13 protein-coding genes and 1 tRNA gene are annotated in these 21,952 nt (G+C 62.9%); 7 read left to right on the forward strand and 7 right to left on the reverse strand.

All coding sequences use genetic code 11. The features are described from left to right. Nucleotides 1–33 precede the first annotated feature (33 nt). Nucleotides 34–2,064, forward strand: coding sequence for a 2,4-dienoyl-CoA reductase FMN-binding domain-containing protein (locus tag ACI48I_RS20245; protein WP_498575217.1), 2,031 nt, complete (start codon nucleotides 34–36; stop codon nucleotides 2,062–2,064). On the opposite strand, the gene ACI48I_RS20250 is transcribed toward ACI48I_RS20245, so the two are convergent. From ACI48I_RS20250 to ACI48I_RS20260, 3 genes are all read right to left on the reverse strand, one after another. Further along, entirely contained in the window at nucleotides 2,061–2,825 is a 765-nt protein-coding gene (locus ACI48I_RS20250; RefSeq protein ID WP_498575218.1) for a DUF8692 domain-containing protein, read from the reverse strand. The genes ACI48I_RS20245 and ACI48I_RS20250 overlap by 4 nt on opposite strands. A gap of 176 nt (nucleotides 2,826–3,001) precedes the next feature. Further along, complete coding sequence (locus ACI48I_RS20255; protein WP_498575219.1) at nucleotides 3,002–4,123, reverse strand: beta-ketoacyl-ACP synthase III; 1,122 nt, start codon at nucleotides 4,121–4,123, stop codon at nucleotides 3,002–3,004. 122 nt (nucleotides 4,124–4,245) lie between these two features. After that, nucleotides 4,246–5,664 carry a S41 family peptidase gene (locus ACI48I_RS20260; RefSeq protein WP_498575220.1) on the reverse strand — a complete coding sequence of 473 codons (1,419 nt, stop codon included), beginning with the start codon at nucleotides 5,662–5,664 and terminating at the stop codon, nucleotides 4,246–4,248. A gap of 392 nt (nucleotides 5,665–6,056) precedes the next feature. Here ACI48I_RS20260 and ACI48I_RS20265 point away from each other — a divergent pair, with 392 nt between their 5' ends. From ACI48I_RS20265 to ACI48I_RS20275, 3 genes are all read left to right on the forward strand, one after another. Further along, a complete protein-coding gene (locus tag ACI48I_RS20265; protein ID WP_498575221.1) occupies nucleotides 6,057–8,318 on the forward strand; it encodes a TonB-dependent receptor plug domain-containing protein in 2,262 nt (753 codons plus the stop codon). Between the two features lie 203 nt (nucleotides 8,319–8,521). Next, nucleotides 8,522–10,612, forward strand: coding sequence for a M13 family metallopeptidase (locus tag ACI48I_RS20270; protein ID WP_498575222.1), 2,091 nt, complete (start codon nucleotides 8,522–8,524; stop codon nucleotides 10,610–10,612). A 118-nt stretch (nucleotides 10,613–10,730) separates the two neighbouring features. Next, nucleotides 10,731–12,800 carry a M13 family metallopeptidase gene (locus ACI48I_RS20275; RefSeq protein WP_498575223.1) on the forward strand — a complete coding sequence of 690 codons (2,070 nt, stop codon included), beginning with the start codon at nucleotides 10,731–10,733 and terminating at the stop codon, nucleotides 12,798–12,800. A 135-nt stretch (nucleotides 12,801–12,935) separates the two neighbouring features. Here ACI48I_RS20275 and ACI48I_RS20280 read toward each other — a convergent pair whose 3' ends face one another. Together ACI48I_RS20280 and ACI48I_RS20285 are read right to left on the reverse strand one after the other, a co-directional pair. Beyond that, on the reverse strand, nucleotides 12,936–15,173 hold the full coding sequence (locus tag ACI48I_RS20280) for an RIFT barrel domain-containing protein (protein WP_498575224.1): 2,238 nt from the start codon (nucleotides 15,171–15,173) through the stop codon (nucleotides 12,936–12,938). Nucleotides 15,174–15,463: 290 nt separating this feature from the next. Beyond that, nucleotides 15,464–16,396 (reverse strand): c-type cytochrome, encoded by a 933-nt coding sequence (locus tag ACI48I_RS20285; RefSeq protein ID WP_498575225.1) that lies wholly within the window; start codon nucleotides 16,394–16,396, stop codon nucleotides 15,464–15,466. A gap of 221 nt (nucleotides 16,397–16,617) precedes the next feature. Here ACI48I_RS20285 and ACI48I_RS20290 point away from each other — a divergent pair. After that, a tRNA-Arg gene (locus tag ACI48I_RS20290) sits at nucleotides 16,618–16,693 on the forward strand. A gap of 261 nt (nucleotides 16,694–16,954) precedes the next feature. Here the strand turns inward: ACI48I_RS20290 and ACI48I_RS20295 are convergent. Both ACI48I_RS20295 and ACI48I_RS20300 read right to left on the reverse strand, forming a co-directional pair. Further along, nucleotides 16,955–17,893 (reverse strand): hypothetical protein, encoded by a 939-nt coding sequence (locus tag ACI48I_RS20295; RefSeq protein WP_498575226.1) that lies wholly within the window; start codon nucleotides 17,891–17,893, stop codon nucleotides 16,955–16,957. Between the two features lie 103 nt (nucleotides 17,894–17,996). Continuing rightward, nucleotides 17,997–19,064: a GNAT family N-acetyltransferase gene (locus ACI48I_RS20300; protein ID WP_498575227.1), complete on the reverse strand. Its 1,068-nt coding sequence runs from the start codon at nucleotides 19,062–19,064 to the stop codon at nucleotides 17,997–17,999. A gap of 419 nt (nucleotides 19,065–19,483) precedes the next feature. On the opposite strand from ACI48I_RS20300, the gene ACI48I_RS20305 reads away from it, so the two are divergent. Then, nucleotides 19,484–20,776 carry a nucleotide sugar dehydrogenase gene (locus ACI48I_RS20305; protein ID WP_193687914.1) on the forward strand — a complete coding sequence of 431 codons (1,293 nt, stop codon included), beginning with the start codon at nucleotides 19,484–19,486 and terminating at the stop codon, nucleotides 20,774–20,776. A gap of 103 nt (nucleotides 20,777–20,879) precedes the next feature. After that, nucleotides 20,880–21,932 (forward strand): SDR family oxidoreductase, encoded by a 1,053-nt coding sequence (locus ACI48I_RS20310; protein ID WP_498575228.1) that lies wholly within the window; start codon nucleotides 20,880–20,882, stop codon nucleotides 21,930–21,932. Nucleotides 21,933–21,952: the final 20 nt, after the last annotated feature.

A 21,952-nucleotide genomic window follows, 5' to 3' on the forward strand; every position in this document is an offset into this window, starting at 1 on the left:
CACGACTCCACGGATTCCCGCTTTAATGTCGGGATGACAAATACTGCCTACCCCCATCTCCTCGCCCCGCTCGACCTCGGATTCACGACCCTGAAAAACCGCGTGATCATGGGGTCGATGCACACCGGCCTCGAAGACCGTTTCTATAACTACGGCAAACTGGCCGCCTTCTACCGCGAGCGCGCGGCCGGCGGGGTGGGATTGATCGTCACCGGCGGCATCTCGCCCAACCGGCAGGGCTGGCTGCTGCCGCTGGGCGGCACCCTGAATTTCATCGGCGACGTGCCGAACCACCGCCGCGTCACCCGCGCCGTGCACGAAGAGGGCGGCAAGATCCTGATGCAGATCCTGCACGCGGGCCGCTACGGCTACCAACCCTTCGTCGTCTCGGCCTCGCCCGTAAAATCGCCTATTTCAAAATTCAAGCCGAAAGAACTGAGCGAAAGCGGGATCGAGTCGACCATCCGCGCCTACGTGCGCTGCGCCAAGCTCGCGAAACTGGCCGGCTACGACGGCGTCGAGGTGATGGGCAGCGAGGGCTATCTGCTGAACCAGTTTTTATGCGCGCGCGTCAACAAGCGGACCGACCGCTGGGGCGGCGCGATCGAGAACCGCATGCGCCTGGCGGTGGAGGTCGTGCGCCGTATCCGCGCCGCCGTCGGTCCGGACTTCATCCTGATGTACCGTCACTCCGTGCTCGACCTGGTCGAAGGCGGCAATACCTGGGAAGAAGTGGCCAGCGTGGCGCGCGCCCTGGAAGCAGCCGGCGTCACCATCCTGAACACGGGTTATGGCTGGCACGAGGCGCGCGTGCCCACCATCGTCACCTCGGTCCCGCGCGCGGCATTCGCCAGCGTGGCCGGGCGCCTGCGGCGCGAAGTGAACATTCCCGTCGTCGCCTCGAACCGCATCAACATGCCGGGTGAAGCAGAGGACGTGCTGGCGCGCGGCGACGCCGACCTGGTATCGATGGCGCGCCCCTTCCTCGCCGACGCCGCTTTTGTTGCCAAGGCCGCCAGCGGGCGCGCCGACGAAATCAACACCTGCATCGGCTGCAACCAGGCCTGCCTCGACCACACCTTCTCGAATAAACGCGCCAGCTGCCTGGTCAATCCGCGCGCCTGCCACGAGACGGAATTGACCTACGCGAAGACGAATAAACCGCGCAGGATCGCCGTCGTCGGCGCCGGACCGGCGGGACTGTCGGCGGCGACGGTCGCAGCCGAACGCGGGCACGCGGTGACCTTGTTCGAGGCGTCGGATAGCGTCGGCGGCCAGTTCAACATCGCCATGCAGATCCCCGGCAAGGAGGAATTCGCCGAGACCGTCCGCTATTTCACGAGAAAACTGGCATTGACCGGCGTCGACGTGCAGCTGAACCGGCGCGTGACGCGCGACGAACTGCTGGCGGCCGGTTTTGACGACGTCATCGTCGCCACCGGCGTGCGCATGCGCATGCCGGCGATTCCCGGCATCGATCATCCGAAAGTGCTTTCTTACCTGTCCGTCCTGCGCGACAAGGCGCCGGTGGGCAAGCGGGTGGCGATCATCGGCGCCGGCGGCATCGGTTTCGACACCGGCGAATTCCTGCTGCACGATCCCGAACACCCCTTGCCGCAGCCGATCCGCACCTGGACCGGGGAGTGGGGCGTCGACCTGGATGCGACGGTGGAGGGAGGATTAGTCAAACCGGTGCCTGCCCACCCCTACCGCCAGCTCTACCTGCTGCAGAGAAAGAGCACGCGTCCTGGCGCGGGCTTGGGTAAGACCTCGGGCTGGGTACACCGCGCGGCGCTGGTGCGCGGCGGGGTGCAGATGCTGGCGGGGGTGCAGTACGACCGCATCGACGACGCCGGGCTGCACATCACCGTCGGCGGCCAGCAGAGACTACTTGAGGTGGACAACGTCGTGATTTGCGCGGGGCAGGAGAGCCTGGACGAGTTGACGGCCGGGGAGGCGGTATCGAAAACGGCCTTCCACAAGATCGGCGGGGCCGTGCTGGCGGCGGAGCTGGACGCCAAACGCGCAATCCGCGAAGGCGCCGAGCTGGCAGCGCAGCTTTAATAGTTCAGGCGCAGGACGACGTTGCGGTGATACTCGTTCAGGTAGCGCAGCAGGAAGTACTGGAAATACAGGATGGAGAAAATTTCCAGGGTTTCCTCGGCGGTTACCATCAGCATGAACGCAACATCGCGCACGCCATGGGTCTGCGCCATATGGTTTCCTTCGATGGTCTCGAAACCGATCGCGGCGAATACGAAGGCGGCGCCGGCCAGGGCGAAGTTGATCATGTAGACCTTCTTCAGGCGCAGCAGGAAAGGAACGAAATAGAAGGCCAGCACGACCAATAAGGCCGCGACCGGCACGGTCCAGGCCACGGTCAGCAGCGGCACCCCTTCGAACGAGCCGCCGGAAGCCGCCTTGACCATCCTCGACAGGATCTGGCGCAGGTCGGCGAATTCATCGACTGCCATGAAGAGGAAGCCTGCTGCCAGTACCCGCCAGGCCACCGCCTGCCGCTTGCCCTGCTCGCCTTGCCGTGCCAGGTAAGCGATCGCGAACAACAGTGCCGAGGTCAGCAGCAAGTTCAGCGACGAAAAATAGGTAGGGATGTTGCGCTCTTCGTAGAAGTCGAAAAGCGGCACCAGGCCGAACGCGATGTCGTTGCCCGCATAGTATTTGAGCCCCATGGCCGCGCAGTGCGCCAGGAACAGCAGCGCGGCCATCCCGAGCAGTTTGCGGTGCAGTCCGAACAGGTTGGCCGGACCGATGACGGCCTGGTGCCTGTCGGTGCGCAGTAGCTGGTCTTCGATAAGCTTTCCCACGACGTCTCCCCCGCATGTTGTAGTAATTGATTCTGGATATTATCAGAAACAATATATATTATTACAACTACGTTTTCTGGCGTGCGGGACTGGCTGGGCGCTGACGACAGACAGGGCATACAGGGAAAAAGACCTGCTTGCGGACGACTGAGCGGAGGGGATCCGGTCAGCTGGCCTTACTTCTTGCGTACCACCACGCATCCGATCGAATACCCGGCGCCGAAAGAACAGATCACGCCGTTCGCGCCCTGTGGCAAATCGTCCTGGTATTTGTGGAAAGCGATGATCGATCCCGCCGACGAGGTATTCGCATAGGTATCGAGAATCACCGGCGCCTCGTTCGGCTCGGCATCGCGTCCGAGCAGGGTGCGCGCGATCAGCAGGTTCATGTTCAGGTTGGCCTGGTGCAGCCAGTAGCGCGACACCTGCGGGATCTGCAGGCCGGCCGCTTCCGCCGTCTCGCGGATCATCTCGGCGGCCATCGGGCACACTTCCTTGAACACCTTGCGGCCCTGCTGGCGGAACAGTTTATCTGCTTGCCCCACGCCCGATTCGTCGAAGCGGTTCATGAAGCCAAAATTGTTGCGGATGTTATTCGAAAACTTGGTTTTGAGTTTCGATTCGAGGATCTCGAACTGGTGTTCGCCGACGGCCGTGTCGGCCGCTTCGATGATCATCGCCGTACACGCGTCGCCAAAAATGAAATGGCTGTCGCGGTCGCGGAAGTTCAGGTGGCCGCTGGTGATTTCCGGGTTCAGCACGAGTACCGCGCGTGCCTGGCCGGTCTGCACGGCCGCCATCGCGGTCTGGATGCCGAAGGTGGCGGACGAACAGGCCACGTTCATGTCGAAGCCGTAGCCCTCGATGCCGAGCGCGTCCTGGACTTCGACCGCCATCGCCGGGTAGGCGCGCTGCATGTTCGATGCGGCCACCAGCACCATGTCGATGTCGGCAGCCACGCGGCCGGCGCGGGCCAGGGCGTCACGGGCGGCGGCCACGCACATCTCCGCCTGCAACGACAGCTCGTCGTCGCCGCGCTCGGCGATGCGCGAGGTCATGCGCGTCGGGTCGAGGATGCCCTCTTTTTCCATCACATAGCGCGACTTGATGCCGGAGGCTTTTTCGATGAAACCGCTGCTCGATGGTTCGAGCGCTGTCACTTCGCCCGCGGCGATGGCTTCCGCATTCTCACGGTTGTGCAGCTCGACATAGGCATTGAATGCCGTCACCAGCTCGTCGTTCGAGATGGAAAACGGAGGCGTAAACAGACCGGTGCCGCTGATGACGACTGGTTTCATGTTGGGGACTTTCAAAGGAGATAAGGGGAGATTCCCCGGCGAATGACGGCGATTCTACACAATCAACCCGGGCCTGGGAATTGTCGGGGAGACCATCCGAGGCTGAGCTCTAGCAAACGATGCTAATGATGCCGCGCCAGCGTGGTCCCGGATGGGCGCTTCGACAATTGCATCGGCAGCCCCTTCAGGTGTTGAACGGCCTGCAGTAACTGAAAATCGCCCGCGCTGCCGTAGGCCAGCGGCTGGCGGTCGCGCGCCGCATCCAATAAGGCCATCTGCTCTTCGATATCGTCGGGACGGGTCTTCGTCTCCCCGCTGCCGTCGCCCGACAGGTGGTGGTCGAGGTCGGCTTCGCGCAGGCGCAGCGCGTTCAGGCCGTCGTTCTCGGCGTTTTCGTCGACCGCGAAATCGGGGACGATGCCGCGCGCCTGGATCGAGCGTCCGTGTGGCGTGAAATAGCGCGCCGTCGTCAGTTTGACGGCAGCATCGCGCCCAATCGGACGGATTGTCTGCACCGAGCCTTTACCGAAGGTCTGGGTGCCGACGATGGCCGCGCGCTTGTGGTCCTGCAGGGCGCCGGCGACGATCTCGGAAGCCGAAGCCGAGCCGGTATTGACCAGCACCACCAGCGGCAGCGTCTTGTACATTTTCGGGATGCTCGCGAGCGGATCGGGTCCGCTGCGCAGCATGTAGTGTTCGGGCTGCCCATAAAAACGCTGGCGCGACTCGGGCAACTGGCCGTTGGTGGAAACGATTTCCGCGCCTTCCGGCAAAAAGGCGGCGGCCACGCCGATCGCGCCCTGCAGCAGCCCGCCCGGATCGTTGCGCAGGTCGAGCACCAGCCCTTTCAAATGCGGTTCCCGGCGCGCGAGTTCGGTCAGCTTTTCCGCCATGTCGTCGACGGTCGGTTCCTGGAACTGGGCGATGCGCAGCCAGCCGTAACCGGGTTCCACGATCTTCGCCTTGACGCTTTTCTGGACGATCTCCTGGCGTTCGACAGTGAGCACCAGCGGCTGCGGCGCGCTGGCGCGCGCAATCGTCAGCGTGACGCGGCTGCCGGGCGCGCCGCGCATGCGCTTGACCGCTTCTTCCAGGCCGAGGCCACGCACATCGAGGCCGTCGATGCGGGTAATGCGGTCGCCGGCCTGGATGCCGGCGCGTTCGGCCGGCGAGTCTTCCATCGGCGAGACAATTTCCACATAGCCGTCGTCGCTTTCCCCGATCTCGATGCCGAGGCCCACGAACTTGCCTTCGGTTCCTTCGCGCAGCTCGCGAAAGGCGGCCGGGTCGAGGTAGGCCGAGTGCGGGTCGAGCGAATCGACCATGCCCGAGATGGCGCTGGTGAGCAGCTTGCCGCCCTCGACCGGTTCGACGTAATCGGCGCGGATCAGCTCCACCGCCTTGGCCAGCTGCTGCAGCTGGTCGAGCGGCATGCTCGGCTCGACCGGTTTATAGGCGAGCGCGGAAAACTGCATCGTGACGGCGGCGCCGGCGGCGAGGCCGACGGCAAGCAGGCCGGCGTTCTTGAGAGTGGAGCCCATAGTGTCGATGGTGGCGGAAGAGTAGGACCAGGTCCTGGCACGCATGAGATAGCGCGCCCCCAGTATAAACCCGAATCGCGCCCGGCCCGGGCTGCGCCCGCGCAAACGGGCGCGACTTGTAAAGCGGGTTGTACTTCCGGTAAGTAATTGTAAGAGTGGTCACCTGGGGCCCTGGCCGGTCCTATAGTCGATTCCAGTTTTTCTCTCTCCACCCCAAAGTGGTTGCGCCCACGGTTCCCCGCCGTGGGTATTTTTTTTCCGATCTCGTGTTGTATCGAAAAGTAAAAAAGGACCAATGGATGAGGCGGTCTCGACGGCAGCCGCTAGAATGGCCGGTTGCGTCAATACCGATGGCGCTGCCGGCCCGGCGGCGCCTCACATAAAAAAGAGACATGAACAAGCTGATTCCCACTGCCTGCCTTGCCCTGCTGGGTGCGGCAGGCTCCCCCGTCCTGGCCGCCGGCCAGAGCGTCGACACTGCCGCCCCTGCGCCCGATGCGCAGAAAACGACCGTCAAGGCGGCGCCCGCCACCAGCGGCAAAACAGACGGAAAAACGGGCGAGGCGGCCCCGGTCGCCCAGGTCAGCGTCACCGGTTCGCGCGCCAACGACACCGATCAACGGCGCCTGTCGACGGCCTCGAAAATGGTCTTCGGACGCGAGGAACTCGACCGCAACGGCGATTCCAGCGTCGGCGACATTTTGAAACGCTTGCCGGGCGTGACGATGGGCGGGCCGCCGGGCCGCGGCGGCGGCGGCGCCGTGCGCATGCGCGGCCTGGGCAACGGCTACACGCAAGTGCTGATCAACGGCGAGCGGGCGCCTGCAGGGTTTTCGATCGAATCGCTGCCGCCGGAGCAGGTCGAGCGCATCGAGGTCATGCGCGGACCGGTGGCCGAGCACAGCACGCAGGCGATCGCCGGCACCATCAACATCGTGCTGCGCGAGGGTTATCGTCAGAAGGACATCCAGTTACGCGCGGGCGACAACATCAGCGCCGGGCTGCATTCGCCGAACCTGTCGCTGGCGCTGCCTGGCCAGTCCGGCAAGCTCTCCTGGCTGACGACGGTGAATGCGATGACCGGGCGCAGCCACAACGACAGCGACAGCTATGTACGCGAGGAAGACCTCGCCGGCAAGGTGACGCGCGAGCAGGACATCCATACCGGCATCGATTCGCGCACGCGCGGCATGTTCCTGTCGCCCCGCCTGTCCTATAAATTCGAAAACAGCGATACCCTGACTTTTCAGCCCTTTATCGGGATCAACCGCAACGACAACGGCAGCGACACCCATATTGACCACCTGGGCGGCACCCGCCCGGCGGAATACGCGCGCCTGCGCACCGCTTCGACATCGGACTCCAGGTTCTTCCGCGCCATGGGCAACTGGCTGCACAAGATGGACGGCGGCGCCAAGCTCGACGTCAAACTGAGCGGGGGCGCGAGCCGCAACGACAGCGAGAGCCTGCGCCATACCTTCGATGAGGGAGGGGCGACCCTGCGCACCTTCAACGATGTCGACAACACCCGCAACAGCAACATCACGCACAGCGGCAAGTACACCAAGCCGATCGGTAAAGGCCATTTGTTCGCCATGGGCTGGGATGTCGAAGGCGCGCAATTGCGCCAGGTGCACGTGGCCGAAGACGACGGCGGCGCGCTGTTCGACGATTCCGGCGCCAGCCTGGAAGCGAGCACGCGCCGCCTGGCGCTGTTCGCCCAGGACGAGTGGGACATCACCGAACGCTGGTCGGTCTACCTCGGCCTGCGCTGGGAGGGGATCCGCACCACCAGCACCGGCAGCGCGTCGGAAGTCGAGAACACGAGCCGCGTCTGGAGCCCGGTCCTGCATACGGTATGGCGCATTCCCGGTTTCGAAAAGGACCAGGTGCGCGCCAGCCTGACCCAGAGCTATCGGGCGGCGCCGCTGAACGACATGATCGCTTCTCCCTCGTTCGCGACCTATAACGCGCGCGTCAGTCCCGACCGCAGCGGCAACCCGAACCTGAAACCCGAGCTGGCCAAGGGCATCGACCTCGCCTACGAACACTACCTCGGCAAAAGCGGCCTCCTCAGCGCCAGCGGTTTTATCCGCAACGTCGACAACCTGATCCGGCGCGTGATCACCGAGCGCCCGACGAACCAGGGCCTGCGCTATCTGTCGAGCCCCCAGAACATCGGCAGCGCGCGCACCAGCGGCATCGAACTGGAAGCGAAATTCCAGCTGGCCGAACTGGTGCCGAACAGCCCGGATATCGACTTCCGCTCCAACTACAGCCGCTTCTGGTCGCATGTCGAGGGCATTCCCGGCCCGAACAACCGGCTCGACGGCCAGGCCGAGCAGACGGCCAATGTCGGCCTCGACTACCGGATGAAGGGGCGGCCCTTGACGCTCGGCGCCAGCTACAACTGGACCCCGCCGCTGCTGGTGCAGACCAGCGCCACCGAGGCCAGCGCCGCCGGCGCCAAGCGCCAGGTCGACCTGTACGGGTTGTGGAAATTCAGCGCGAATAACCAGCTGCGCCTGTCGGTCAACAACCTGCTGGCCGAGGACTACGTGACCGCGCGGTATTACACCGCGCCGACCGGCTACGTGCGCACCAGCGCGCACACCGATCCGACAGTCGGTTTGCGCTTCGAAATGAAGCTGTAAATGGAAGGCGATCCGCGGACATGCATATGTGCGCGGACGCCGACGGGCTGTAGCGCCCGTCAATACAGGCGCCGTGCAAAATGCGCGGCGGCCCGCACTGTGCGCATTTTTGCCACATTCCCTCTCGACGGATGGGTCCGGATCGGGCATTCTTGCAGGATGACCCATGCCGCGGTCGCCAACGCTTGACACGAGGAACTCTCTTGAAACGTACCCTTCTGAGCACCCTGACCCTGTCCGTCCTTGCCACTCTCGCCCATGCCGGCGACACGACGAAATCCAACGCCGCACCCGTCGCCGTCGCGGCGGCCAGCACCGCCAGTACTGCCAGCGCGCCGATCTCCGGCATCGACACCCAGTTCATCGACTCCTCGGTGCGCCCGCAGGACGACTTCTTCACTTACCTGAACGGCAAGTGGCTGAAATCGACCGAGATCCCGGCCGACAAGGCCAGCTGGGGTACCTTCATGCAGCTGCGCGACGACAGCCAGGCGCACCTGCGCGGCATCATCGAGGCGGCCCAGAAGGATCCGCACAAGAAGGCCGGCACCGAGGTCCAGAAGATCGGCGACCTGTACGCCAGCTTCATGGACGAAGCGAAGCTCGAAACGCTGGGCGTGAAGCCGTTGGCAGGCGAACTGCAGCGCATCCGCACCCTGAAGGACAAGAAGGGTTTGCCGGACCTGGTGGCCCACCTGTCGAAGATCGGCGTCGCCACGCCTTACGGCATCCGCGTCGGCCAGGATGCGCGCGCCTCGACGAAATATGCGACCTATATCGGCCAGGGCGGCCTCGGCATGCCGGACCGCGACTATTACCTGAAACTTGACGACAAGCGCATGGCCGACACGCGCGCGAAATACGAAGCGCACGTCGCCCAGATCCTGACCCTGGCCGGCGAAAAGAACGCGGCCGAACAAGCCAAGGCCATCGTCGACTTCGAGACCGAACTGGCCAAGGTGCAATGGACCAAGGTCGAGAACCGCGACCCGGTCAAACGCTACAACAAGATGAGCGTGGCCGAACTCGGCGCACTGACCCCGGGCTATGACTGGAATGCCGCCCTGGCGGCCAGCGGCGTCGGCAACAAGCTCGACTACGTCATCGTCGCCCAGCCGAGCTATCTCACCGGTTTCAACGCGGTCGTGGCGAAAACCGATCTCGCGACCCTGAAGTCCTACTTCGAATGGCAGCTTCTGCGCGAATACTCGCCTTATCTGTCGAAGGCCTTCGTCGACGCCAACTTCGCCTTCTACGGCACCACGCTGACCGGCGTCACCGAAAACCGTCCACGCTGGAAGATCGGCGTGTCGACCGTCGAAGGCGCACTCGGCGAAGCGGTGGGCCGCCAGTATGTCGGCAAATACTTCCCGGCCGAGCGCAAGGCGCGCATGGAAGAACTCGTGAAAAACGTGCTGGCCGCCTACAAGGACAGCATCGATACCCTCGACTGGATGACCCCGGCGACCAAGAAGGAAGCGCAAGCGAAACTGGCGAAATTCACGCCGAAGATCGGCTACCCGAACAAGTGGCGCGACTATTCGAAGCTGAGCATCCGTAGCGACGACCTGGTGGGCAACGTCAAGCGCGCTTCGGAGTTCGGCTACAACCGCAACATCGCGAAACTGGGTAAACCGATCGACCGCGAAGAGTGGGGCATGACGCCGCAGACGGTGAACGCCTATTACAACAGCTCGATGAACGAGATCGTGTTCCCGGCCTCGATCCTGCAGCCGCCGTTCTTCGACATGCGCGCCGACGATGCCGTCAACTACGGTGCGATCGGCGCCGTGATCGGCCACGAAATCGGCCACGGTTTCGATGACAAGGGCAGCCAGTCCGACGGCGACGGCAACCTGCGCGACTGGTGGAGCAAGGAAGACCGCGCCGCCTTCCAGGCGCGTGCCGACATGCTGGTCAAACAGTACAACGGCTATAGCCCGATCCCCGGCTACAACGTCAACGGCGAACTGACCCTGGGCGAAAACATCGGCGACAACTCGGGCCTGGCGATCGCCTATAAAGCTTATAAAATCTCGCTCAAGGGCCAGCCGGCCCCGGTGATCGACGGCTTGACCGGCGACCAGCGCTTCTTCATGGGCTTCGGCCAGGTGTGGCGCAGCAAAATGCGCGAAGCGCAGCAGATCGTGCAAGTGAAAACCGACCCGCACTCGCCGGGCCAGTTCCGCGCCAACGGCACCGTGATGAACCACCCGGCCTTCTATGAGGCCTTCGGCGTGAAGGAAGGCGACAAAATGTATTTGGCGCCGAAAGACCGCGTCACGATCTGGTAAAGTCATCAACCTGGTCGTGCATAAAGCCCGTCGCGACGGGACGTATGCATAGTCGACCGATCCGGCCGGTGCCCACGAGGCGCCGGCCGCCAACCTGATAAATAGTGGAGAGACACCCATGAAGAAACACATGCTGAGCGCCCTGACGCTGGCACTGATCGCCGGTTTCGCACACGCCGAAGGCGCCGCCGGCACCGCCGCAGCCACCGCCAAAAGTGCCAAGGTCCCGGTCCTGTCGTCCGGCGTCGCCACCGAATACATCGAAGAGAGCGTGCGCCCGCAGGACGATTTCTTCGAATACCTGAACGGCAAGTGGCTGAAAAATACCGAGATCCCGGCCGACAAGGCAAGCTGGGGTTCGTTCATGCAGCTGCGCGAGAACACCTTGCCGCGCCTGCGCGGCATCATCGAAAAATCCGCCGCGACCAACCCGGCCGCCGCCACCGACGCCCAGCGCATCGGCGATTTTTATGCGAGCTTCATGGATGAGGCGCGCCTGGAACAGCTGGGCGTGACGCCGCTGCAAGGCGAGCTGGCGAAGATCGCCGCATTGAAAGACAAGTCCGAGCTGCCGGCCATGCTGGCGCGCCTCGGTAAAATCGGCGTCGGCGTGCCCTTCGACTTCGGCATCCACCAGGACAACAAGGATTCGACGAAATATGTGGCCGACATCGGCCAGGGCGGCCTGGGCATGCCTGACCGCGACTACTACCTGAAGGCGGACGACGCCAAGCTGGCCGCCACCAAGGCGAAGTACCAGCAGCACGTCGAGAAGATGCTGGCGATGGCGGGCGACAAGAACGCCGCCGCCAACGCCAAAGCCATCGTCGACTTCGAGACCGAGCTGGCGAAAATCCAGTGGACCAAGGTCGAGCTGCGCGATCCGATCAAGGCCTACAACAAGGTCAACCTGGGCGAGATGGACAAGATGGCGCCTGGCTACGACTGGAAGAGCTGGCTCGATACCACCGGCCTGTCGGGCAAGGCGACGTATGTGATCGTCGGCCAGCCGACCTACCTGAAGTCCTTCGTCGAGCTCTCGAACAAAACCTCGCTCGACACCTGGAAGGCGTATCTGTCGCTGCACCTGGTCCAGTCCTACGCCAGCTTCCTGTCGAAGAATTTCGTCGACGAGCGTTTCGACTTCTACGGCAAGACCCTGTCGGGCGTGACCGAGATCGAGCCGCGCTGGAAGCGTGGCGTCAGCGCCGTCGAGCGTTCGCAGGGCGAGTCGCTGGGCAAGCTGTACGTGGCCGAATACTTCCCGCCTGAGCACAAGGCGCGCATGGAAGCGCTGGTGAAAAACCTGCTGGCCGCTTATAAAACCAGCATCGACAAGCTCGACTGGATGAGCCCGGCGACCAAGAAGGAAGCGCAAGCCAAGCTGGCCAAGTTCACGCCGAAGATCGCCTACCCGAACAAGTGGAAGGATTACTCGGCGCTGGTCGTCAAGCGCGACGACCTGGTGGGCAACGTGATGCGTTCGCGGGTGGTCGAAGCGGACCGCGAGATCAACAAGCTGGGCAAGCCGATCGACCGCGAAGAGTGGGGCATGACGCCGCAGACGATCAACGCCTACTACAACCCGGAGATGAACGAGATCGTGTTCCCGGCCGCGATCCTGCAGCCGCCGTTCTTCGATGCCAACGCGGACGACGCGGTCAACTACGGCGGCATCGGCGCCGTGATCGGCCACGAGATCAGCCACGGCTTCGACGACCAGGGTGCCCAGTACGACGGCAACGGCAACCTGCGCGACTGGTGGAGCCCCGCCGACCACAAGAACTTCAAGGCCAAGGCCGACATGCTGGTCAAGCAGTACAACGGCTACAGCCCGCTGCCTGGCTACAACGTCAATGGCGCACTGACGCTGGGCGAAAACATCGCCGACAACTCGGGTCTCGCCATCGCCGCGAAAGCGTATAAAATCTCGCTGAAGGGCAAAAAGGCGCCGGTGATCAACGGCCTGACTGGCGAGCAGCGCCTGTACATGGGCTGGGCGCAAGTCTGGCGCGAGAAAATGCGCGAGCCGGCCCGGATCGCCCAGGTCAAAACCGACCCGCACTCGCCGGGCCAGTTCCGCGCCAACGGCACCCTGATGAACCAGCCGGGCTTCTACGAGACCTTCAAGGTCAAGCAGGGCGACAAGATGTACCTGGCGCCGAAGGACCGCGTGATCATCTGGTAAGCAGCGGTTCACGCTCCAAAATAAAACACCGCCTGGCTTGCGCCGGCGGTGTTTTTTTTCGTCCTGTGCCTGGGTGCGGGCCATAAAAAAACCCCAGCGGCCTTGCGGCGGCTGGGGCTGGGGCAAGCGTGATCCTTAGCGCGGCACGATGGCGAACTCCGGGCTCTCGCCGTAATTTGGCTTGACGGTGCGCGCCATGAACTTGCTCCAGGCGGCGGCGGCGTTCGGCAGGCGGGCATCGACTGCATACGCCAGCGCCGGCTGCATGTTCGACGGATAACCGGCATAGCTCGACGAATAGCCCGTCATCTCGCCCACCTTCAGCCCGAGGAAGCTTGCCATCGCCGCGCTGCCGCATTCGAGCGAGCGGAAGGTCGCCGTCTCGCTGGCGTCCGCTGCCTGCTTCATCGTCGTGTACAGCGGGCTGGTCGCCGAGTCGCGGATGTTCATCGAGTACAGCGCGCCATCGATCCAGCAAATACCCGGGTCAGTCATGCGGATCACGGGCGCCTTGGCTTTCCAGCTCAGCAGTGTCTGGGCGCCGGTGAAGCCCAGTTCGGCCACGTGACCAATCGCCGACGTGAAGAAGTCGTCCTGCCATGGTGCGATGCCACGGTTGCTGTTGTAAACAACGGCGCTGTTCATATCGAGGACGTTGAACACGTTGGCTGCCGGGTTATTGGTATAGGTGCTGTTGTACCAGTCCAGGTTACTCGTCACGATGCGGATGAAATGCGATTTCAGCGTGTCGCTGTCCGGCGTGATGTAGGCCGCTTCGGCCAGTGTGCGCATGCTCCATGCCTGGCCCCGTACCTGTTCCGGTGCCAGCAAGCCGGCAATGTTTTTACGGTAACCCGGATTGGTCGAAAACGCGTCGTACATCGCCCAGAACTGCAGCTCTTCCAGATAATAATAGTCGCCGGTGACCAGGTAGGGCAGGTAGGCAAATGCAGGCTGGTGCGCCGTATCGTGCGAGTAAGGCGTGCTGCAGCTGGCACCGACTGCGCACTTCGGGAACGCTTCGAGTTGCTTGGTGACGGGATTGCGCGTATCGGTCGGAATCCCGTAAATGGTCATGTAGGGATAGTCGATCAGGCTGACCGGGCGGCCCGTGTTCTTGTCGCGGTAGTGCGCTGACCAGCTGCCTGCGAGGTCGGCCGTGCCCAGTGTCACTTCCTTGGCGCGTCCCTCCATCGTCAGCAGGTAGGTGGCAGCCCAACCAGGCAACAGGCCGAGGTCAACGCGGCCGCCGGTAGTCGGCATATACGGAATCGCCATGCCGATGCCCATCGGCTCGATGGCGGCGCCGGTCCATTTCGATTTCAGGCTGGCGAAAGTCGCTTCCGGCACGACCACGCTCTGGTCGTAGTTCGGCACCGCACGGCTGGCGATCAGGTAGCCGACATTGTGCTTGACCAGCGCCTGCGATGCATCGCCGCCCCACCAGAACACCTTGCGCCAGCGGCTGTGGTGATAGTGGGTCAGGCCCGGCTTCGAATAGACCACGGCGCCGCGCACCATCACTTCGGCGTCATAGGTGAAATTTTGCGGATTCGGTTCGTAGGCCCAGTTGTTTTCGAGCGTGACGTCGACGCGCGCCTTCTTGATGTCGTTGTACCAGCGGATCGCGAAGCGCGCCGTCAGGTGCGGGTGGGCCACGCCGTCGGCGCTCGTCAGCGGCGCCGAGACCTGCCACTCGTTGGCGACCGCGCCCGCGAGCCAGGTCTGGTAGGCGCCGCCGGTCTTGATGATGTCGTCGGCCGACACGCTGTAGCGCACGCCGTTGATGGTGGCGTGCACCGACGAGCTGAAACCGTTCAGCAGGAGGGTCTTCGGACCCATGCCGCTGGCGTGCGGCGCGTTCGTTTTCATCAGCGACAGCAAGCGGGTTTCGCTCGCGTTCAGGCTCGGGATCAGGCCCGACACCACTGCATGGCGCACCGAACCGTCCGGGTGGGTCGCCTTGACGTCGAGCTGCAGCGGAACTTCGGTGCCGTCGTTGAAGCGGCCGACCAGCGAATCGGCCGGCATCAGGTCACCGGCGGCAAATACCTGGCCGAACGTGACCGGCAGGTTCGTTTGGGCGCTGGCGGTGGTGTTCTGGATGCGCACGTCGGTGACCACACCGAAGATGGTGTAGGCGGTGGTCGTGGCCGCCGTGGTGGCGGGCGCCGGGGCCGTGTCCGCAGGCGACACGGTGGCCTCGGGCGCTGCTGCGCCGACCGGCGCGGCCTGCGGGGCCACTGCGGCCGCGGCTGCCGGGACCGTTGGCGCCGATGTGCTCGAGGCGACACCGGCAGTTGAACCGGAACCGCCGCCGCCGCCGCAGGCCACGAGCGTGCTACCGAATACCGCGATTGCGGCAATTCGCATTGCAAAGTGTTGGAGTGGGAGTGTCATGGCGTCTTCAGAGGGTTACTTTGGGGAATAAATTATTGCCCCAGTGCATTTCTGAAGGTTACGCCAAAGCAAAACTGAACGACAGAAAAATCAGTCTTGCTGTTCCGGATTTCGTCCAAATACAACACAACATTGTCGATTACTTTACGAATATTATTCGTTTAGAAACCGAAACGAAGTGTATTTATATAGTTATTTTGACTCGCCACCCAATAAAAAAACCGCCCGGCGGGCGGTCTGGACCAACCATTCCTTGGGCTTCGTCAACGCGAGGAGGCCACCATGAAGTCGACTGCTGCCTTGACGTCGGCATCCGGGGCGCTGGAGCCGCCTTTGGGCGGCATGACGCCGGCCTTGCCCTGGAAGCCCTTGATGGCATGCTCGTACAGCACCTCGTTGCCCTGCTTGATGCGGGGCGCCCAGGCTGCCTTGTCGGCCACTTTCGGCGCACCGGCAATCCCGGCGCCATGGCAGGCGATGCAGGCACTATTGAACAGCGCCTTGCCGGCGTCGGCATTGGCGACGGCCGGTGCGGCCGCAGCAGGGGCAGCGGCCGCAGGCGTGGCCGCAACCGGGGCCGCAGCCGGAGTTGCGCTGGCCGGCGTGCCGCCGGCCGGGGCGGCCGTGGCGGCATTCGCTGCTGCCGGCGCGGCGGCGGTCTCGGCGCCGGCGGCGGGCGCGGCGCCCGCTGCGGGTAGCGCCGGCTCCTTGAACTTGGCGCCGCTCTGGTTGGCCATGTAGACCACCGCGCGTTCGACTTCCACATTGTCCAGGTCGGGATTGCCGCCCTTGGCCGGCATGGCGCGGATGCCTTCGATGGCATGCTTGGCGAGCGTATCGTAACCCTGCGCCAGGCGCGGGCCCCAATCGCCGGCGACGCCGATCTTCGGGGCGCCCGCGGCGCCGCTGGCGTGGCAGGCCGCGCACACGGCGGTGTAGACGGCATTACCTGCTTGCAGCACTTTCGGCGCGTTGGCATCGCGCAGCGTAAAACCTTCTTCGGCAACCGGGCGCAGGCGCTGGGCCACTGCTTCCTTGCCGAGGCTGTTGGTGCCGGCGCCTTCCAGCTTGTCGTTGGTGACAAAGGAGACAAGCAGGATGATGCCGATAACGATTACCAGGAAGAAGCCTGCGACCACCCCGATCAGTTGCTTGGGCGTCCTGATAAACGATTGTTCATTGTGTGCGTCGCTCATGATTTCCTTAATACGATTAAAAAAACCTGCTACCCGGCGTGTGTACTTCCTGCATGACTTTTTGGAAAGGCCGCCAATCGGCGATTATAGTCTCAAAAGATGCCCCATAGCACATGACTCGTTTGCAACTTCTACTTTCCATGGACGGGGAACGCGAAAGAATGTATCCTTCGCATCGCTCAGGCATTTCCTCGCGAGATGACTCGACGCGTTTTACCAGTGCGGCTGTAGCTCAGTGGATAGAGTATTGGCCTCCGAAGCCAAGGGTCGCTGGTTCGATCCCAGCCAGCCGCACCACCCCAAATTCCTTCAGGACCGTCAGATCAACGCCGTGCCCATCGCGTCGCATGCGGCGTTGATTCAGAGCCTGCAACTGCACGTTCTCTCGCCATTTTCTCTTGTTGTACACGGTTCGCCAGCCTTGCCCGGCAGCCGACTTCCGGCACGCCCATTCCCGGGAGCGTCCTTGCGCGCAAACTTTTAATGCAGGTCTAGTGATGTCCGCCGGCGAACTCGTCGGGAACAGCCAGGTCGACGTGTGTGTTGCAGGACAAAAACTTAAGGATTGGAAACATTCAGGACGGCTTGGGGAGAAATTTGCGCCGCTGACCAGTCGCGCGGTTCGCGCAGGCGCCATGCGGCAAAAGCCCAGAGCGGATGCTTGCGCAACAACTGCCGCGCTTGCGTAGGCTGGGCAGCGAGCCAGCCAATCACCAGGGCTTGCGTGGTCGCCGGCAGCAGATTCGGTGCCATGCGCTTGACCGCTAGGTGTTCGCGCAGCGCCCGGTTTTCGAGCTCGCCCTGGGCCTGGCGCAGGATGCGTTTCAATTGCGATACAACATTTTTATAGGTGATGTGGCCCAGCGAACGCACTTTCCAGACGGCGTTGGGGACCACGGCGATACGTTGCCGGTCCCATGTGTTGGCTGCGGGATCGAGGCCGAACATGAGCAGCGCACCAGTCAGGGAGTCGGTTCGGTACAGTCCGAGCGGCAAGCGGATCCCGGAAGCACGCATGGCGCCCATTACCTCGGCGCGGATGGCGTTCAGGTTGCCGTGGAAACCGCCTTCGCGCAACATCTGGGCGCGCAGGCTTGCGGCCGAACGTCCGCAGGTCGGTACGCCGGTGGCGCCCTGTGCCTCGGGTGAGGCCAGCAGCGCCTGGTCGAGGGCATCAAAGGCGTCGTGCGCGACCTCCACATAACCATCGACGAAAATAGCGTTGCCCTGTCCAGGCCAGATGCGGTGCACATATTCGTTCCAGGCATGCGCCTTGTCGCCCTCTGCGATGTTCCAAAGACGAAATGTGCAGTGGCTTGGGCAGTCGAGCTCGGCCGCTGCCACCTGTTGCACCAGTCCGGGATTGCCGTTTACTAAAACATCGATGACCGCAGCCCGTTCATGACACGCTTCAAACACCGAAACGATGCAATTTTTCAGTGTAGTGGCATCCTCACGCGACGCGATAATCGCGATCGATCGCGGCTCAACAGTCATGGCAAATCCAGTCAAAATTTTATTCTAGTGTTAACTCGCAAAACGCAGCACGCGGTTGCGATTTCACACAATTTTGATGGCAGAGGGGTGAAGCCGATGACGCCTATAAACTGATATAGCGCCGCAAGCGCCCGCCCAGGCTGTTCGCCACCCCCAGCGGCAACCGCTGCCAGGCGCTTTCGATCAGGGGCCGCAGGGAAGAGCCGCCCTTTGCCGCGGGAGCCGCGATCGTTGCCACCCCTTGCGCGTCCCATTCTTTCCACTCGAGCGCCACTGGCAGCGCGCCCCATTGTTTCTTGAATTTATAGGTCCCCTCGCCGAAGGTGGAGCGGCCGAAGTCGAACTGGCGCACGCCGCGTTCGCACAGGTGCGACTGGATCGCCCAGTACAGCAGCATATTCGGCGCCAGCGAGTTGAACTCGGCCAGGGTCGAGGCCCAGGGAATGACGGCCTTGTCTCCGCACAGCAGCACCCAGCCGGCGCCGACCGCCTTGCCCTCGTGGCGCACGATGACCATGAACATGTCGCCGGCCGCGCCGTAGTGCCGTTGGACGGCCTCGAACCAGGCACGGCTGTGGGGAGGACTGCCGAGGCGACGCATGTTGCGGCTGTAAATATCGTAAAACTCGGCGATGCCGGCCGCGCCGGTGACGACTTCCGAGGTCAGGCCGTTCTTTTCCGCTTTTCTCACCTGGCTGCGCAGCTTCGGGGGATACGACTGCATCAGTGCCGCCGCGCTCTCGGGCAGGCCGAGCAGCATGCGCACCTTGCGTCCCTCCAGTCCGGCTTCGTCCTGCGTCCCGGGCGCCGAGCAGCGCAGTTCCAGTCCAGCCGCCCCCTGGGTGCCCAGGTCGAGGCGCGCGCGTGCCGCCAGCGCCTCGGCGACGGCACCGGAGACGGCCAGCGGCCCGCCGAGGTCGCAAAACGGTAGCGAGATCCAGCGCGGACGCGACAGCGGCCGGGCGAATTCGCACAGCGGCAGCATGCCGGCCAGTTCCGATCCTTGCCAGGCCACCAGCACGCGGCCGGCATAGCCGTAGGCGCTGGCAACGGCGCGGCGCCAGGCCGCCAGCTGGTAAGCATTGCCCTCGGGATGCGCGCGCACGAAGGCGTCGAGCGTATCGTTGCCGGGATCGTCATTGTCGAGGGTGGAGAATCTGAGGTCGTTCAAGCGCTGCTCCTGCGGTGGCATCAGTGTTTGCTGAGATGCATGATGGGTCGCGCAAGATTGTAATCGATCGACAACATCTTTTCGTCGCCGTATTCCAAGTGTGTGCAGCGCGCACGATTCATTTTCTTACGGAACTTGTCAGACAGAAAATGCTATATTGCACAGTGTCATGCGAACAGCGTGGCCTCCTTGCTGTGCGCCGCGGCCGATGCTCCCTGATGAACCGGGGACGGGCCTGGTGAGCCGGTTAAGGAGAACGAAAAAACAACGGAACACACGGATGCAAATACAACATCGCCTATGCGTCCGTGTTGTTGATGGCGTACAAACTAGGGTGCCGCGTTGAGGGGCTTCTAGTTCCCATGCTATATTAAATATTGGCATAATAGCAAAACTTTATTCGATATCGAAAGCTGATAATGAAAGCAGATCAGGTCGTCGCAGTAGTAGGACTGGGTTACGTGGGCTTACCACTCGCAGTGGAATTCGGCAAGAAAGTACGGACGATTGGTTTCGACCTGTCGGCGTCAAAAATCGAGAACTACAAAAAATTCATTGACCCGACCGGCGAAGTCTCGACCGAGCAGTTGCAGGCAGCAAACAAGCTGGAAGTGACGACTGACGCGGCGCTGCTGGCGCAGGCGGACTACGTCGTCGTGGCCGTGCCGACCCCGGTCGACATCGCCCACAACCCGGACTTCACGCCACTGATCGGTGCCAGCACCACGGTCGGTAAAAACCTGAAACAGGGCGCGATCGTCATTTTCGAATCGACCGTCTATCCGGGCGCCACCGAGGAAGTCTGCATTCCGCTGCTGGAAAAGCATTCGGGAACGAAGTGGAAAGAAGGCTTTCACGTCGGCTTCTCGCCTGAGCGCATCAACCCGGGCGACAAGGAACACACGCTGACGACGATCCTGAAAGTGGTCTCCGGCGACGACGCCGAGACCCTGGAAAGCGTCGCCCAGTTGTACGAAACCGTGATCACCGCCGGCGTGCACCGCGCCTCGAGCATCAAGGTGGCCGAGGCAGCCAAGGTCATCGAAAACACCCAGCGCGACCTGAACATCGCCCTGATGAACGAACTGGCGATCATCTTCGACAAGATCGGCATCGATACCCTCGAAGTGCTGAAGGCGGCCGGTACCAAGTGGAACTTTTTACCGTTCCGCCCGGGCCTGGTCGGCGGCCACTGCATCGGCGTCGATCCGTACTACCTGACCCACAAGGCCGAGATGGTGGGTTACCACCCGCAAGTGATCCTGGCTGGCCGCCGCATCAACGACGGCATGGCGAAATTTGTTGCCGAGAAAACCGTGAAATCGATGATTTCGTCGGGCTTCCAGGTCAAGGGCGCCAAGGTCAACGTGATCGGTCTGACGTTCAAGGAAAACTGCCCGGACCTGCGCAATTCGAAAGTGGCCGACATCGTCCACGAGCTGGAAAGCTACGGCGTCGACGTGCACGTCTGGGATCCGCTGGCCGAGGCCGACGAAGCCCATCACGAGTATGGCATCACCCTGGAAAAGAACTGGGACGCGCTGCCGAAGGCGGACGCCCTGATCGCCGCCGTGCCGCATAAGGAAGTGCTGGCGATGTCGGTACCGGACTTCCAGGCAAAGCTCAACGACGGTGGCTGCTTCATCGACGTCAAGTCGCAATTCGATCAGAATGCCCTCCGCGAGGCTGGCTTCTGCGTCTGGCGCCTGTAAGTCGTCGTGCGGAACGAGCCGCCGCCTGACCGCGGCGGCTTTGTGCGTTCTGCCACCGCCCGAACTGCAGTGCGTTAGTTAATGAGAAAGTGTTGTGAAAACTGTGAATAAGATTCAAGACGTTAGGCAGCAGCTGGGCCAGCACAGCCATCACTGGCTGGTCACCGGCGCCGCCGGCTTCATCGGCTCGAACCTGGTCGAAGCCTTGCTCAAGCTCGGCCAGCGGGTAACCGGACTCGACAATTTCGCCACGGGTCACCGGCATAACCTGGATCAGGTGAAAGAATCTGTCACGCAAGAAGCCTGGGCGAAATTCAATTTCATCGAAGGCGATATCCGCCTGCCTGCCGATTGTGCGCGCGCCTGCGAGGGCGTCGACTTCGTGCTGCACCAGGCCGCGCTCGGTTCGGTCTCGCGTTCGATCGACGATCCGATCACGACCAACGACACCAACGTCACCGGCTTCCTGAACATGCTGGTGGCCGCGCGCGATGCGAAAGTACGCCGCTTCGTCTACGCCGCATCGAGCTCGACCTACGGTGACCATCCGGACCTCCCGAAACGCGAAGACGTGATCGGGAACCCGCTGTCGCCCTACGCGGTCACAAAATATGTCAACGAGCTGTATGCGAACGTGTTCGGCCGCACTTACGGTATGGAGACGGTGGGACTACGCTACTTCAACGTGTTCGGCCCGCGCCAGGATCCGCACGGTGCGTATGCCGCCGTGATCCCGCAATGGGTTGCCGCGCTGATCCGTAATCAGCCGCTGCGCATCAACGGCGACGGCGAGACCAGCCGCGACTTCTGCTACATCGACAATGTCGTGCAGGCGAACCTGCTGGCAGCGATGGCCTCGCCGGAGGCGGTGAACCAGGTCTACAACGTCGCGCTCAACGAACGTACCAGCCTGAACCAGCTGTACGCGATGATGCGCGACCTGCTGCGTGAGCGCTTCCCCCATGTGGATGGGCACGCACCCCAGTATGTCGACTTCCGCCGTGGCGACGTGCGCCACTCGCAAGCCGACATCGGCAAGGCCGCCGCGCTGCTGGGCTATGCGCCCACGCACCGAATCGGCGAGGGCCTGCGCCAGGCCATGGATTGGTATGTCCACGACCTGCTGAAGCAGGATTCTCGTGCGGCATCCGAGTAAGTAAAAAGAATCAGGAGGCT

The organism is Massilia sp. LXY-5 (assembly GCF_059801075.1).